Below are 15,558 nucleotides of genomic sequence, written 5' to 3' on the forward strand. Positions count from 1 at the left end.
AGGCACAGATATTTTTCCTACACTGAATGTATGATAATCCTTAGTCATTAAAGCCAGAACTGCGGAATGTGGGTTAAAGAATATCCACAATCTTTGAGCGACGCACCTTACACGAGCGGGTGAGCGTAAACAAACCCACACTCATCATTGTTGCAAGACTTTAGAGAATTGGTATTAACTACAATCCCAATTGTATAAAACCTTACTAAAATCTAATTGCCTGAGTGCTAATTCATCAATAAAAAAGTTACTTATACCCATATCTCCCCACATAATCTTTACTGTATCATTTCTATCGGTATCCATTTGGAATAGAAGAATATCTTCCTTGTGTTTCCGATCGCACTTACTACTATATTCTCTTATGTCGGTTTGTGTAAAATCAGGATAACCACCTATTTTATGACCAAAAGGAGACGATATTTCTAGGTACTCATCCCTAATTTCATCATCGAGAAATAACTCATCAATTTCTTCTCCTAACTGTTCGGTAAATTTGTAGTCACTGGTAGTAATCGGCGCATATTTTTTAGTAAATTGCAAGCTGCAACAGCCATCTATAGGAAAAGCTTCCGGTTCCGGCAAAAAATCGTAATTGGCAATCATGTTTTCAACGTTCAAATCTGGCTGAGGAAAATAGATTATTTTGAATTGTTGTTCGACTGCGGGATTATCTACATTGGCGGAATTGCCCAACTCTAAACCATATAGGTCATCGTCGGCTATATAAAACTGCAAAATCCCCCGATCGGGAAAACCATCTAAAGGCGGTACTTCAGAAAAGTTGATTTGTGCTAGCAAGAATAAATATTTACCTTCAGCAGTTTTTGGATACTCAAAGCCTTTAGGTAAATAGGGCAATCCCCCAAATTTACTCTGCCACCAATTAACCTGGTCATTATTCTGAATTTTAATTTCAATGTAAGGTTTAATGGTAGCTTCGATTCGGTCGCGATACTTTTCTAATTCGGGAGAGAGTGGAAGTTCTAGTTGATAATTCATCTGCTTTTAACAATCAATTTGTTTTGAATGCAATCAGTAGGGTGCGCCGAAGCGCACGTTACCTGTCAAGCCTATTCCTAACTTAGCTGCACCACTGGTTTATCCTCTAACAAAGTTTCATTTGTCAGCAAATCTTCCACGGTAATGCGTAAAAAGCGCTGTTCGTCAACGCGAAACAAAATTTTGACGCGATCGCTCCCCGGATACCCAGGCGGCGTCAATTGAGCGATGCTGCGGGCTCCGTCTTTATCATTTAGCGGCTGTACCGATGTTTGACCCGCGAGTTGGCGAGTAATTAGCCTGTCGCCGTCAAAATATATCTCCGTGCCGCCAGTTTCCGCTCCCAATTCGCCGATAATTAATTCTATACTCGGCTGATTTTCTAAAGAAGCCCCCAAGACTAATTCTATCGGTTCGCTCATCGGATAAGACTGGCCGGATTTAATTAAACTGTGCCAACTGTGGCAATTCTCGCGGCGGTTCCAGTAGCGAATGCCGTAACTGTGATAGAGAAAATCTTTGATTTGTATGCCTTGACTCAGTTGCAGAGCACCTTGGGCGATCGCCTCAAAGGGTTTGTCGCACCGAATTTTTGCCGGCTCGAAATATTGCTGCACCCAACGCTGGACTGCGGGAATTTGTACAGTACCGCCAACTAGCAAAACTGCATCGATGTCGCCAATTTCTAAGCCTTGGCGACGCGCTTGCTGCAATACTTGATTCATGCACTCGTCGAGGTTGTCAAAAAACTGATGTTCGGCGAGGATAGACTCAAAGCGATCTCGGTCTAATTCTAATTCGTAACTTTCAAAATTTTCATCATCAAAATAAACTTCAACCGCCTGATTTACCAAAGACAACTGAATCTTTAACCGTTCTGCCAATCTCGTTGTAATCGGAGATTTTGCCAGGTTTTTCGTTTTGACAAAATAGTCAACCAGCCAATTATCAATATCCGAACCGCCTAAATTTTGTCCGGCTTTAGCCAAAACCCGGGCAACTTTTGTTTTTTGGGCTGAAGATTCAGCCAATAACTTTTCGCCCCATTTGAGAATAAAACCGAGGGGCTTTTTGTCGGAGGAAGCGTCCAAACGTACTAAAGAAAGATCGAGAGTTCCGCCGCCAAAATCAATGACTAACAGAATTTCGCGATCGGCCAAACCGTAACCCAAAGCAGCCGCCGTAGGTTCGTCCAACATCCGCACCTGTTCTACTTGCAGAGATTGAGACACTTTGCCCAACCAATGGCGGTAAGCTTCAAAACTATCTACCGGCACAGTAAAAATCAAAGAATCGACCGGCAAGGGGAGTTCGCGAATTGAGTTCACAATTTGGCTCAAATACCACTCGCCTACTCGTTCAAAAGTAATAAGTTGCCCGTCAAGTTCCGGCACAAAACCCTGAACAGAAGTACCAATTCCCCGTTTAAAATTGCGGAAAAACCGAGAATCTCCACTCAAATCAAGGCCTTTGTCGCGGACTTGCTGACCGACTGTGATTTTACTTTTAGCAGCGTCCTCAACGTAGAGCAAACTGGGAATTAGGGGCGGATTTTGAGCCGAGATTGCCGACAATCCCGGTAATTTCAAAGTTTCGGGCTGCTGGAGGGCTTGATTCCAGCGAGCGACGACTGTGTTGCTAGTTCCAAAATCAATTGCGATCGTCATTCAGCCAAAATACACAGCTACTAGGGATTAGATTATAATATGGTATTTGGAGCGGCAAATGCAAACAAATAATCAAATTGTTCTTGAATAAAGATTTTCTTGCAACCAAAACTGCTTTAGCGGCGGAGTCTTCAATTTTGTGCAATTGCATATTTTTCGATGCCACAAAGGCGCGCCACTTTTATAAGCGGCACAAATCTCATACCATTTTATATTTTAGATTAAATAATTGGGAATAACTGACTGGATAATGGGTTTGGCTATTGCCTACAGTTGCATTGTTTTTTGAAAGTGGTATCGCCTGTCCGCAGCGGCTAAGCTTTTACCTTTGATATCAATCCAATTTTACAATAAAGCGTGAAAAATGCTGGACATTCACTCTCGCAAAACAGCACTATTGGCTCTAACACTGCTTGTCCCTGTTGCTAGTATCGGTATCATAGCAGGCTTGTATATTGCCCCGGGAGGCTGGGGACAAACACTGTCAGTCTTGTGTCAAGTTTGGTTGCTGGTTTTTCCGATCGCGTGGTCTGTTTTTGTCGATCGCAAAAAGCTCAGTTTATCCCTACCCAAGCGCCGAGAGTTGGTGGCTGGAGCTATTTGGGGAATATTCATGTTTGCGGTAATTGTGGGTGTCTATAGCTTTTTGGGCCAGCACTGGATCGATCCTGTAGTTGCTAAAGAAAAAGCGCAGCAATTGGGCATTAACAGTGCTAATATTTACTTGATTGTTGAAGCGTATTTCGTCCTAGTCAACTCGCTGATTGAAGAATTTACTTGGCGGTGGTTTGTCTGCAACAAGTGCCAGATTCTCATACCGGGAACAGGAGCAATATTTCTGAGTTCGCTATTTTTCACGCTGCACCATATTTGGGTAATAGCAGCTTACAGCGACTGGCACGCTGTGCTCTTAGGCTCATTAGCTGTCTTCGCCGCCGGGATAATCTGGTCGCAGTGTTATCTGACTTACCGTTCGCTTTGGTCTAGTTATATCAGCCACGCGATCGCAGATTTTGCACTAGCAATTATTGCTTGGCAAATACTCTTTAACTAGCTGCTTTTTTAGCGACTATCGCCGGCAATTTTATCGTAAAAACTGACCCTTTTCCCAACTCGCTCTCCAGACTAATATCTCCCCCCATTATCTGACAAAATTTCTTGGCGATTGCCAGTCCCAAACCCGTACCGCCGTACCTGCGAGTAGTAGACTCGTCCGCTTGCGTAAAAGCTTGAAATACTCTCTCAATTTGCTCTGCATTCATCCCAATTCCAGTATCGCTAACTTTGAAACTAATCCATTCTTCACCAGCCGAAATATCCGATTCTAATTCTTTCTCGCTGGTTTCTCCTTCCCACTTCGTTTCTAAACCTAAAACATCCGATTCTACTTTCTCCTGTCCCAGGAAAATATTTTTTTCCCCCGTCTTCTTTCTTCCTTCTTCAGACTTCGATCGGACTTCTTCCTTCTTCCCTTTTCCCTCTTCCTTTTTGCTTCTAAATCGGCTTACTTCTAAAGTAATTTCACCAGCTTCGGTAAATTTGCTGGCATTGCTCAGCAGGTTTAACAAACACTGATAAATCTTAGTAAGATCGGTATAAAAAGTGCCGATATCTGGCGGACAATTGACGGTCAAAACATTACTATTTTTCTCAACTAAAGGTTTAATAGTAGTAGCTACATCGTCGATAATCGCCGATATTTCGCAGGTTTCTAAGTATAACTCTATTCTGCCAGCTTCTATTTTAGAAATATCTAAAATATCATTAATGAGAGATAATAAATGTTTGCTTGCATTATTAATTCTTTGCAAATCTGGGACTAATTCCTCACAATTCAGGTCGCAGGCTTCCTCTTCTAAGATTTCGCTGTAGCCCATAATCGCATTCAGAGGCGTGCGGAGTTCGTGGCTCATATTTGCCATAAATAAGCTTTTTGCCTTGCTAGCTTTTTCAGCTTCGGTGCGAGCATTGTCTGCTTCCTGATTTTTTGCTTCCAAGCTAGCAAATAACTTTTGCAACTGCACAGCCATGCGATTGAAAGCTTTGGCTAAAGTTCCCAATTCATCTTGGCGATCGATATTTACTCTCTGATTCCAGTCGCCGCTAGACAACTGTGCTGCTGCAACTGTCAAGTCGCCGATCGGCCGAACCAAACGGCTGGTTAATATCCACGTCAAACCGCCGACTCCCAAGACTGCAATGGCGGCAATAGTAATTGCAAACTGCCAAAATAACTCTTCTTTTTCTAAAACCTCGGCTTCTTCCTGCAAGATAATTACGCCCCAACCACTGTCTAATTGGTTTAGACATGAAAGCCATTTCACTCCCCGCTCGTCGGCGAAGTAAAATGCACCGCTTTTGCCTCCTAACAGGGTTTTGACTGGCGGATAGTTGCTGAGGTTTATTAGTTGCTTTTCTGCAAATAATTTCTCGTCTGGATGAGCGATTAATTGACCTTTTTTGTCCACCAAAAAAGCGAAGCCAGTTTTGCCGATGCGGACTGTTCCGATCGCTCTAGCGAGGTCGCTTAATAATATACCTATAATAGCTACTCCTTGAATTTTTCCCAGTTGGTCAGCAGGTTTATCGCTTGAATTTAATTGATGTGTTTGAGAAAATTTTTGTTGAAAATTAGTTGCTAGTTCGAGAAGCTGCTTGGTTGTAAAATCGACGCTGCCATCAACCGGCAAGCCAGAATATTTTTTTTGAAATTGAGCAACGGCGTCGGCGGTGGTGTTTCCGTAAATTCCCGTAATTTCGTTTTTGTAATAGCCGAGTTGTTTGAGTTGCTGCTGCAATTGGCTGACTGAATTTCCTCGATCGCCCAAACTTAAACTAGCAAATTCCCGAATCGGTGTTGAGAAAATAACTGCGGGTTTTCCAGTTAAGCGAGATATCAAAGTTTCGCGGGTAATTTCAGTGCCAGCAACTGCACTTTTAAACCAATAGCGATCGCTGCGGTTGATGCGATCGGGCGGCGTGCCGCTGCCGCGGGCGACAACGTACCCTTCTAAATTGTAAGCTTCGGCAAGGTATATGTGGCTGTAGCTGCGGTTGATGCCAATTAGCAGCGGCAACTGTTTGCTAGCATTCATGCTGACTGTATTGGGATTTTGACTGATGCTGTGCAACACTCGAATGTTCATTTGTTCCCACCGGGAAATGCTTTCAGTTAAGACATCTGCTTTTAATTCTAGGTTTTGTTTCGCTTGCGATCGAATAATGTTAGCTGCGTGAAAACTGGCAAACCATATCGCTGCAAGCATCGGCGGCACAACCCCCAAGAGCACGCCGATTGTCATCTGGAATCGCAAACTTAGGAAGAATGATTCTTTCATAAGATGAAATTTTTTGTAAGCCTGGTAGTTTGATACATACCGCTAAGCTGCGACGGCAGCTTAGGAGTCAAGGTTGGCACGATCTAGACCGCTGGGCCCTGAGTATTCCTTTTATCTTTACACGGTCATTTGATAATTTGCTAATTTTTTTTTACGGTAATTACTTAGACAGGACTTGTGCAGGCACGCTACATATACTCGGCCCCGAAGTGGCAGTCGCTTTTGGGAATCCTTTCATGCGATCGCCTTCTATTAACAAATTTACAACTCAGGCAGCTAATTAAATTTATAGCGGTGAAACTCTATGTTCTATAGCACGATTTGGAAACCTATTTTTTCAAACAGTGGACGCATTAACCGGGTTTTTTCACTCAAATATCACAAGTGAGGGCGAGGGGTATTGGTTAAAAAACCCGATTTGTTCCTTCATTCGCGCGTCCAATACGGTCATTCGCTCGATCGCTCCCGTGCCAGTATCTGAGACAACCATCATCTCTGAATCCTGACACAATACGATATTTTGTCAAGCAATACCAACAGCATAGTTAACAAAAAATCAAAGCTGTCGTTCAGTTTTTAGAGCTGTTGGATCGGGAAATCAACATTTTTAAAGTAAGAATTTCCCTCTTTGAAGTTACAGTATAAAATTTAGCCGACGGCGAGCGTCCATCTACTGAATATTGTTACTAATGCTACATTTCCCCACAGTAAAGGTTGGTTGCTTTTCGGTTTCCCGTACATCTGTGTCCTAGGATAGGCAAGTGCTTTTATGTTAAAGAGGAAGTGTTGTCTAGCTTGGTATTAGCCTCGAAAAAAGCTGTTTTTTGATGAGGTATCTGTCTTTAGGAGGAACTTTCGCTCACCTGAAAATTATCCCTATAGGAACTGTTGCGCGATCGCACTAATCGTTATTATCATTTCAATGAAAGCGAAGTTGTGGCAGATCGATACTGGGGTGTTGCGAACAGTCGCTAGGTTGAATCTTATGTACACACCAGGAAAGCGGTAATTAATATTCACCCGCCCCTCTTTCCTTTCGGGCTCTAACATCAGCGCTGGTAGCAGCGCCGTCAAGAGTCGGAGTCTTCAGCGGGACTTAAAAATGAAAATCACCTTTGTTCTTCCTACTCTGTCTCTGACTGGTGGAATACGCGTAATATCTATTTTTGCAGAACTTTTGAGAAAGCGAGGACACTCCGTGTTCGTCATCTCTGTACCCCACGCCCAAGCGAGTATGCGCCAGCAAGTCAAGTCGCTGCTGCGGGGACGGGGTTGGATTTCCACACCTGAAAACGAGCCCTCATTTTTCGATAACTTAGGTGTAGAACACAAAATTACCGATCGCTACCACCCGATAGAGGACAAAGATGTACCTGACGCTGACGTAGTAGTTGCCACCTGGTGGGAAACCGCCGAGTGGGTAGCCAAACTCTCTCCCCGCAAAGGAGCAAAAGCTTATTTTATCCAGCACCACGAAGTTTTTGACTATCTACCTCAAGGTAGAGTAGAAGCAACCTGGATGCTGCCAATGCACAAAATTACGATCTCTCAGTGGTTAGTTGACCTAGCTCGGACGAAATACGGCGATCGCCAAGTTTCCTTAGCTCCTCCGAGCGTGGACACCAAGCAATTTTACGCCGCTCCTCGCAACAAACAATCGGTTCCTACAATTGGAATAATGTACTCTACAATCTACTGGAAAGGAACCGACATCGCCCTCCAAGCTTTTTCCCTAGCTGCCGAAAAAATCCCCAACCTGCGTCTGGTTGCCTTCGGTGTAGATGCCCCATCCTCGGAATTGCCCCTACCGGCCAATGCCGAGTATGTAATTCAACCCGACCAAGACAAACTCAAAGACTCTTACAGCAAATGCGATGCCTGGCTGCTGGCGAGCCGCTCAGAAGGCTTCGGCTTGCCAATTATCGAAGCGATGGCGTGCCGCACTCCCGTCATCAGTACCCCAGCAGGCGCTGCTCCTGAAATTTTGAGCGGCGGTACTGGCATACTTGTAAGACCAGAAGATCCCCAAGAAATCGCAAAAGCCATAGAGTATATCTGTCAGTTGCCCAATTCCGAGTGGCAAGCCCTGTCCGAAGCCGCCTATGCCAAGGTGAGGAATTATACTTGGGAAGATGCCACGGATCATTTTGAAGCGGGATTGAAAGTTGCTGTAGACAAATCTAAACAGCGCGATGTTCAGATAGTTTCCTTTTCTCCCTACTTTGCGGGTCCCGTAGTGGCCAACTAAAAAATTGATCTTAAATGCTAAATGCAGCCATTTGAAATTCTGCGCTACCCGCGTTCTAGGCGTCGGATTCTGGGCAGAAACTCAAAATCATTTGGTAGGGTGCTTCTGCTAAAACTAAAATCGCCCGTGTCCTGTTTTCCACCGAGCAGTCTAGACACGAATTCTGGCCCCACCGGCTAGCGAATACTGGTTGTAAAGCGATCGGCCAAAATCTGAACCCGAGTGCAACGGAGGTTTTGAGACTCGCGCTGTTACAGGTTAAACTTGTCTAGTCCTCAAACATCTCCCGATTTGTAATTGGGAAAAGTCCATGATGACAAAGTAAGGTCGGCTCGACTATCAAGTGACGATCGCCTCCTGCAGAACCCCGCACTTGCACACAAGCCAAAAAGAGGCTGGTAAGTGTGAAATTCATGTTATCTATGGAGAAGTTTGATAGACCAGTGTCAATCTTCGGCATCTACTCATGAAAATTACTTTTGTCCTTCCTACCCTTTGTCTTACAGGTGGCATGAGGGTGTTATCTATCTACACAGAACTTCTCCAAAAGCGAGGACACAAAATATTTATCGTCTCTACGCCCCGGGGGCAACCGACTTTGATCCAACAATTGCGATCGCTGCTGAGGGGTAGGGGTTGGGAACCCGCTCTGGTGAAAGAACCCTCTCACTTTGACAAGGTGGATGTCGAAAGCCTAGTTCTCGAAACCGAGCGTCCAATTACCGACAAGGACGTACCTGATGCGGATATTATCATGGCTACTTGGTGGGAAACGGCCGAATGGGTGGCAAAACTCTCTCCGAGCAAAGGAACGAAAGTATATTTTCTCCAACACTACGAGGCTTTTGACTACATACCAAAAGGTCGAGTAGAGGCAACTTGGCGGCTGCCAATGCACAAAATCGCTGTGGCCCAGTGGCTGGCAGACATAGCTCGGAATGAATACGGCGATTTGTCTGTATCTCTCGTCCCTCCCACCGTGGACACCAAACAGTTTTACGACCCCCAGTCGCGAGCGAAGCAGCCGCGAGGCAAGCAATTAGTTCCCACAGTCGGGATGTACTATACTACAACTCCTTGGAAAGGCTGCGCTCTTGCCCTGAAAGCTTTCTCTATAGCTGCTAAAAAAATTCCCAACCTTCATTTAGTTGCCTTTGGTTCCGGCCGCGATAGTCCTCCTCCCAATTTGCTGCCTGATGGCACGGAGTATAATAAGGCACCTACTCAAGACCAACTCAAAGAATTTTACAGCAAATGCGATGCTTGGCTGTTTTCCAGTAGCTCGGAAGGCTTCGGCTTGCCAATTTTAGAAGCTTTGGCTTGCGGCACTCCAGTCATCGGAACTCCTGCTGGTGCGGCTCCGGAACTACTTGCTGGCGGGGGTGGAATACTTGTCAAGCCAGAAGACCCAGAGGATATGGCACTCGCGATCGAGCAGATTTGTCAGTTGTCTGATGCCGAATGGCGGGCAATGTCTGAAACTGCTTTGGAAACGGTGATACATTATACCTGGGAGGATGCAACTAATCTTTTCGAGGCTGCACTGTACGCTGCTGTGGAACGTCAGCCACAATTAACTGACAAAGCCTAAAATAAATTGAGGTTGATTTAAAAGATTGGGTTGGGGCGATCGTTTGTTGAGAATTTTTATCGGGCAAATTGTGTTTTCTTTCTACAATTTTACTGCAAAAAAAGACCTATGGTTGCATTAATCCCAGTTGCTATGTTCGGCTTCATTCCAATCGTTTTTTACCTGTTTGTGAGGTTTCCGACTCAGCGGGCGGTAATTATCAGTTTTGTTGCAGCGTGGCTGTTTTTGCCACAAGCAGAGTACCCTATCCCCCTATTGCCGCCGTATACCAAAATCTCGGCAGCTTGCTACGGCATTTTGCTGGCGACTGTTGTCTACGATACTGCGCGCATCACCACTTTTAAGCCCGGTTGGCTGGACGTGCCAATCGTAGTTTGCTGTTTGTGTCCAATTGTTTCACAAGTTACTAATGGCGGCAGCCCGATTTCTCCGACTCTCAACCAAGTCGTTACTTGGGGTCTGCCTTATTTTTTAGGACGCTTGTATGTGGGTAGTTTAGACGGGCTGCGACAATTGGCGATCGGGATTTTTGCAGGTGGGTTGGCTTATATTCCTTTTACTTTAATTGAAGGAGTTAAGGGCCCAATCCTGCACCAAATGATTTACGGCGTCAATGCCTTTGAGGACTGGGGTCAAGCAAGGCGTTTGGGGGGGTGGAGACCGGTAGTATTTATGCAGCACGGTTTGATGGTGGGCGTGTGGATGATGACAGCCGCCTTAATCGGAGTTTGGCTTTGGCAAACTGGGACGCTCAAAAAGTTTCAGGGTCGCAACATCAAGACTTTAGCAATTATATTAACTATCGCTTTTTTCCTGTGCCGTTCTACGGGCGCCTACAGTTTATTTGCAATGGCGTTACTCGTATTATTTTCTGCCAAGTGGTTTCGCACCTCTTTGCCCCTGCTATTTATAATTGCATATATAGTATTTTATCTCTACGTAGCTGCATCGGGTCAATTTTCTAGCAAAGACGTGATTGACTTCATCACTCAAATATTTGGCGAAGAACGAGCCGCCTCTCTGAAGTTTAGATTTGACATGGAAGAAATATTGGGGGAAAAAGCGCGGCAAAGATTTCTTTTTGGCTGGGGGGATTCCGGCGGCAACCGCGTGTACAACGAGTATGGTAAAGATATCTCGGTCACCGACAGCTTATGGATTATTACATTTGGCGTCAACGGTGCAGTCGGTTTAGTTAGTTTATTTTCTTCATTGTTACTTCCTGTTATCGTCTTTTGCCTGTTTAAGTATCCCGCTAGAACCTGGTCTAATCCCAAAGTAGCTCCCGCTGCGGCCTTGGGAGTAGCCTTAATTATGTATGTGTTTGACTGTGTTTTGAACGCTATGACTAACCCGATTTTTGCGATGATTGCTGGAGGAATATCGGGTCTGGTCTTAAAAGCTCCCGAAAGTCTCAAGACCAAAAAAACCACTTCGCCACCAAGAAGACAGTCGCTGGTTCACCAAAAATCAGGATGATTTTCAGGGATGCGATCGCCGCTTCAGTTCAAGCTCGAAAATATATTGCATTCGCTGCATACAAAAAGTATAAAATTTACCACCTTTGCATCAAATCAAGTTCGGAAGTTGCGATCTATTTCTGACTCGATTAAAAGCAATGTCAAAAATTATTTTTGACATTACTTTACAATGCTTCAACGATTAGCACGGGATTGTATTTTTATTACAATCGTGTTGCGGGTTATCAACCAATACGCTTGGGTTAATGTTTTTTTGTCCGAAGAGAGCTTTGGGCTCAGCATAAGCCCGAAGGGCCCGCACGCGCCTTCGGAGTATCTATTGTTCACAGGGTTTTGTCTCCATGAGTGTCTGATCCCAAGCGTATTGGGTTATAAACACAAATTGGATTTTTACACTTTTTGCTAAAACAAGCTGATTCTTTACACAATCTTTAAAAAATCTGACTGGACAGGTAGGGTTCACGAGTATATACTTAAAAAAGTATATTCACCGAAATAAACGCCTAAGTAGCGAAAACACGAGGCTGTAGTGTGAGTTATAATAGTTTGAGTTGTAGTTTAATAGAAAGGCTGGAAGGGAACAACAAATGAAAACAGTTAATTTATTGAATGTCTCCATAGATAACTTGTCAATAACAGAGTTGTTTGAAAAACTCGACGGCGAAGGTGGTGTCGTATTTACGCCAAATGTAGACCACTTGATTAAGTTGCAGTATGACCGCGACTTCTATGAAGCTTACAATACCTCTACTTATAGAGTTTGTGACAGTCAAATATTGATGTATGCCTCCAAGTTTTTGGGTACTCCTCTCAAAGAAAAAATTTCTGGTTCGGACTTGTTCCCTGCATTTTATATGTATCACAAAGATAACGAGAACATTAAAATATTTTTGCTAGGGGCTGCTGAAGGTATTGCTAAGAAAGCCCAGGAAAAAATTAACCAAAAAATTGGTAGAGAAATAGTAGTTGAAGCGCTTTCTCCTTCTTTTGGCTTTGAAAAAAATGAGGAAGAATGTGAAACAATAATTGACGCGATCAATAAATCAGGGGCGACAGTTCTGGCTATAGGAGTGGGAGCGCCCAAGCAAGAGAAGTGGCTGGTTAAATACAGGAGCAAATTAACACACGTCAAAATTTTCTTAGCAGTAGGTGCAACCATTGATTTTGAAGCTGGTTGCAAAGCAAGAGCTCCCAAATGGATGAGCGAAGTCGGCATAGAATGGGCGTACCGACTGTTAAGCGAACCGAGAAGGTTGTGGAAAAGATATTTGATAGAAGGTTTGCCTTTTTTCCGATTAATCTTAGAACAAAAATTAGGGTTTTATAAAATGCCTTTCCTTGACAGCAAAACCAGAAAGCTAGAATGGGAAGGCGGTTCCTAAAAACTGTGGCGACAAATTTATAACGTAAATTAAGCTGAGTATGAAAGAAAGTGCGTTTGACTTCAAGGTAAGACGGATGCAAGCTGTGGATAGTCCGATCGCACTTTCTCTCAAAATTATTCATTTTTGCTTTCAAGTCCAGGTAAAATCTGAGTGAAACCTTTGTTGCAAATCCCTAATTAGGGATTTAAATCATGAATCTGCCTTCTTTCTTGTGGTTGTGGAAAATAGCGGCTTGGTCAATGGGTGTTTCCCTGTTAGCTTACCTGTTGCTTGCAGTTACTGGAACGTGGATGTTTGCCTCTAGGAGTACGAAACAACCGCGCCCTAAATGGCTGCGTCCTTTCCATTTGGCGACTGGTGCGGGGATGGCGACTTTGGTAATTTTACTGCTGGGAATTGGTGTAGTCGGTACGCTGGGATACTACGGCAATTTGGGTCACTCGGCTCATTTACCGGCCGGGTTAGCTGTTGTTGCTTTGGTGTTGGTTTCTGTTGGAAGCGGGCTGCAAATTGGCCCTAAAAATCCTTGGGCGCGTCCCCTCCACATCAGCACTAATTTGGCTTTGTTTGGGGGATTTGTGACTGTGTTGTTCACAGGATGGACGATCGTACAGAAGTATTTGCCGAAAGTTTGAAACCTGTCTATTTGACCTCACACTATACATAGCAAATCCGCAAATGAAAACATACAGCATATTCCAGGTTCATGAAGCACAGTAGCAGCTATATTGTGCGGTACGTGTTATGTAGGGTGCGTCGCTGCCGCAGGTTCAATGGAACTTGCAGATTGACTCTGAAAGCGACGCACCTTACTTACTACAAGATTGTGTGTACCGCACATACATGGAATATGCTGTATATTTAAGGTGCGGCGGCGCACCCTACGTTTAATTTTTTTGCGTGAGTCCGCTTTTATTTATGAATTCTAAAATATGTTGCGCGGTAATCTGCGGCTTTTCTAAGTGGGGAACGTGCCCGCAGTCGGGTATCCAAATTAGTTGAGAATTTGCGATCGCACTTTCAAATTTTGCCGCATCCGCAGTCCCCAAAATCCGGTCTTGTTTTCCCCACAAAATCAGCGTCTGCTGCTGAATTTGTGACAGTTTTTCCCCAAAACCTCCGTAACCGCCGCTTTTGGTAAACGAAATTAAAGCTTGATTCCAGTTGGGCATTTCCAAGTGCAAAGCAGCGCAAGTTTGAGCGTCTAGAGAAGCCAATTTTTTATCGAAATAAGCATTGATGCTAATTTGCTGGCGGATTTTGGGATTTCGCAAAAATGAAGTTGCCAAATATCCTAAAGGAGGAACTAAAAATTTCCCCTTATTAGAAGTGATGGCAAAACCAGCACTATCAATCAAAACTAATTTTTTGACTGCTTCAGGATGATTGAGAGTGAAGTCAATTGCTGCTGCACCTCCCATTGAAGCACCGACTAAGATTACAGGCTGCGAAATTAGCGTTTTCCAGAAATAGTAGAGGTGAGTGGCGATCGCCTTTTGACTGAATGCCAAACCTGCGGATCTTTCTGTAAAGCCAAAACCCAACAAATCAACCGCCCAAGTTTCATTTTCGGCAGCCAGCAGCGGCAACAGGCGGCGGAATTCAAACAGGGAACTGTCGAAGCCGTGAATTAGCAAAATAGGGGTGTTTCCGCTGCCTTGGCGCGCGTAGGTTGTGGCAATTGCCCCAGAAGATAGGGGAGTTGTAATTGCCTCCTGTTGAATGCTTTGGGCTAAAGCAATTGATGTGGATTCTGTGAGTTTTGCGATCGATTTTGGGAGAAAACTTGCTGGCATGATTCTTGATAAATTGTGAATCGGTAGGGGCAGTGTCCCTGTACTCGCCCTAAGATTTAAGTATATATTGCTTGCTCGATCGCTATTTTAGGAGTTGGGGCGATCGAGCCATTAAAATTCGATCGCAGTTTAGTATCGCTACGGAGCAGCAAGGGCTGAGTCTGTTGACTTCCGGTAAAATTATTTGAGAATAGTTGCTAATAACAGCTTTTTCATATAAACTGCTTAAGTGCATTAACGGTGACGCCCACTCAGTTCAACCACAAATTAGCACCTAACCCAAGAGAGATTTCAATTCTCGATCGCCAAAAAGCCATCAAATTTCCGAGCGCGGCGAACAACCGTATCCGAAATATCCAAAGGAAACAAGTAAACCGAAGCCCAGACTTTAGCGATGCCTGCTCTTACGCGCCGCTCGTATTGAGAATTTATCTCAAGTCTATCGTGCGAGTAACGTTAAACAACTTGCTGCTAAAACCGATCGACCGCGAGAAAAAATATGAAACAAAACCAAGAATACAGCGAACAGAAGCAAAAGTCAAACCCCAGACAGTTCCAGGGTTTCACCTTTTACGGCGAGACACCAGAAGTCTCTGGAAGCGAAGACAGCAGCAAAGAAACTCAGCCTGGGGTACCCGAAGGTAAATCATTCCCCCTAGCAATGGCTAGCATCGGCGAGAAACTGCGGATTGTCAAACTCAAAGGTTCAGAAGGCACTGTGCGTCGTCTAATCGGCATGGGATTAGTCCCCACTATTGAAGTTCAAATCATCAGCAATTCTGCCGGTTCTGTAATTGTGGCAATTGGCGACAACCGCATCGGTTTGGGGGCGGGTATGGCACAAAAAATTCTGTGCACGAATCTCATCTAGGGAAATCACAAAAAAAATTGCATCTCACAGCAATTTTATTTGATTTGTGAAAAAGATTTTCTTTTATGAACCGCAGAGGGCGCTCTTGGCGCTGAGGAAGAGAAAAAAGAGATGTTCACACATTCTGAAAGGGTTGTTACATTCAATAATTTCATTTAATTTGTCCAAATTTAGACGGC

Annotated in this window: 11 protein-coding genes; 7 read left to right on the plus strand and 4 right to left on the minus strand. The window is 44.2% G+C overall.

The window, feature by feature from the left end:
* Positions 1–174: 174 nt before the first annotated feature.
* Together QUA56_RS25790 and QUA56_RS25795 are read right to left on the minus strand one after the other, a co-directional pair.
* Positions 175–1,002 carry a YwqG family protein gene (locus QUA56_RS25790; protein ID WP_333363534.1) on the minus strand — a complete coding sequence of 276 codons (828 nt, stop codon included), beginning with the start codon at positions 1,000–1,002 and terminating at the stop codon, positions 175–177.
* A gap of 77 nt (positions 1,003–1,079) precedes the next feature.
* The gene (locus tag QUA56_RS25795) at positions 1,080–2,669 is read right to left on the minus strand and encodes an Hsp70 family protein (protein WP_333363537.1); all 1,590 of its coding nucleotides are present in this window, start codon (positions 2,667–2,669) and stop codon (positions 1,080–1,082) included.
* A 364-nt stretch (positions 2,670–3,033) separates the two neighbouring features.
* Between QUA56_RS25795 and QUA56_RS25800 the strand changes: the two genes are divergently transcribed.
* Entirely contained in the window at positions 3,034–3,723 is a 690-nt protein-coding gene (locus QUA56_RS25800; RefSeq protein WP_333363540.1) for a CPBP family intramembrane glutamic endopeptidase, read from the plus strand.
* On the opposite strand, the gene QUA56_RS25805 is transcribed toward QUA56_RS25800, so the two are convergent.
* Entirely contained in the window at positions 3,716–6,007 is a 2,292-nt protein-coding gene (locus QUA56_RS25805) for an ATP-binding protein (RefSeq protein ID WP_333363542.1), read from the minus strand. The genes QUA56_RS25800 and QUA56_RS25805 overlap by 8 nt on opposite strands.
* A gap of 1,102 nt (positions 6,008–7,109) precedes the next feature.
* On the opposite strand from QUA56_RS25805, the gene QUA56_RS25810 reads away from it, so the two are divergent.
* From QUA56_RS25810 to QUA56_RS25830, 5 genes are all read left to right on the plus strand, one after another.
* Positions 7,110–8,255: a glycosyltransferase family 4 protein gene (locus QUA56_RS25810; RefSeq protein ID WP_333363545.1), complete on the plus strand. Its 1,146-nt coding sequence runs from the start codon at positions 7,110–7,112 to the stop codon at positions 8,253–8,255.
* Between the two features lie 466 nt (positions 8,256–8,721).
* Positions 8,722–9,846, plus strand: coding sequence for a glycosyltransferase family 4 protein (locus QUA56_RS25815; protein WP_333363548.1), 1,125 nt, complete (start codon positions 8,722–8,724; stop codon positions 9,844–9,846).
* A 108-nt stretch (positions 9,847–9,954) separates the two neighbouring features.
* Positions 9,955–11,325: an O-antigen ligase domain-containing protein gene (locus tag QUA56_RS25820; RefSeq protein WP_333363551.1), complete on the plus strand. Its 1,371-nt coding sequence runs from the start codon at positions 9,955–9,957 to the stop codon at positions 11,323–11,325.
* A 589-nt stretch (positions 11,326–11,914) separates the two neighbouring features.
* Complete coding sequence (locus QUA56_RS25825) at positions 11,915–12,709, plus strand: WecB/TagA/CpsF family glycosyltransferase (protein ID WP_333363554.1); 795 nt, start codon at positions 11,915–11,917, stop codon at positions 12,707–12,709.
* 194 nt (positions 12,710–12,903) lie between these two features.
* Positions 12,904–13,347: a DUF4079 domain-containing protein gene (locus QUA56_RS25830; RefSeq protein WP_333363557.1), complete on the plus strand. Its 444-nt coding sequence runs from the start codon at positions 12,904–12,906 to the stop codon at positions 13,345–13,347.
* A 252-nt stretch (positions 13,348–13,599) separates the two neighbouring features.
* On the opposite strand, the gene QUA56_RS25835 is transcribed toward QUA56_RS25830, so the two are convergent.
* Entirely contained in the window at positions 13,600–14,508 is a 909-nt protein-coding gene (locus QUA56_RS25835; RefSeq protein ID WP_333363559.1) for an alpha/beta hydrolase, read from the minus strand.
* Between the two features lie 499 nt (positions 14,509–15,007).
* Here QUA56_RS25835 and QUA56_RS25840 point away from each other — a divergent pair, with 499 nt between their 5' ends.
* Positions 15,008–15,379 (plus strand): FeoA family protein, encoded by a 372-nt coding sequence (locus QUA56_RS25840; RefSeq protein ID WP_333363562.1) that lies wholly within the window; start codon positions 15,008–15,010, stop codon positions 15,377–15,379.
* Positions 15,380–15,558: the final 179 nt, after the last annotated feature.

Origin of the sequence: Microcoleus sp. N3A4 (assembly GCF_036701805.1) — a bacterium.
In the GTDB taxonomy this organism is placed as follows: Bacteria; Cyanobacteriota; Cyanobacteriia; order Cyanobacteriales; family Microcoleaceae; genus Microcoleus.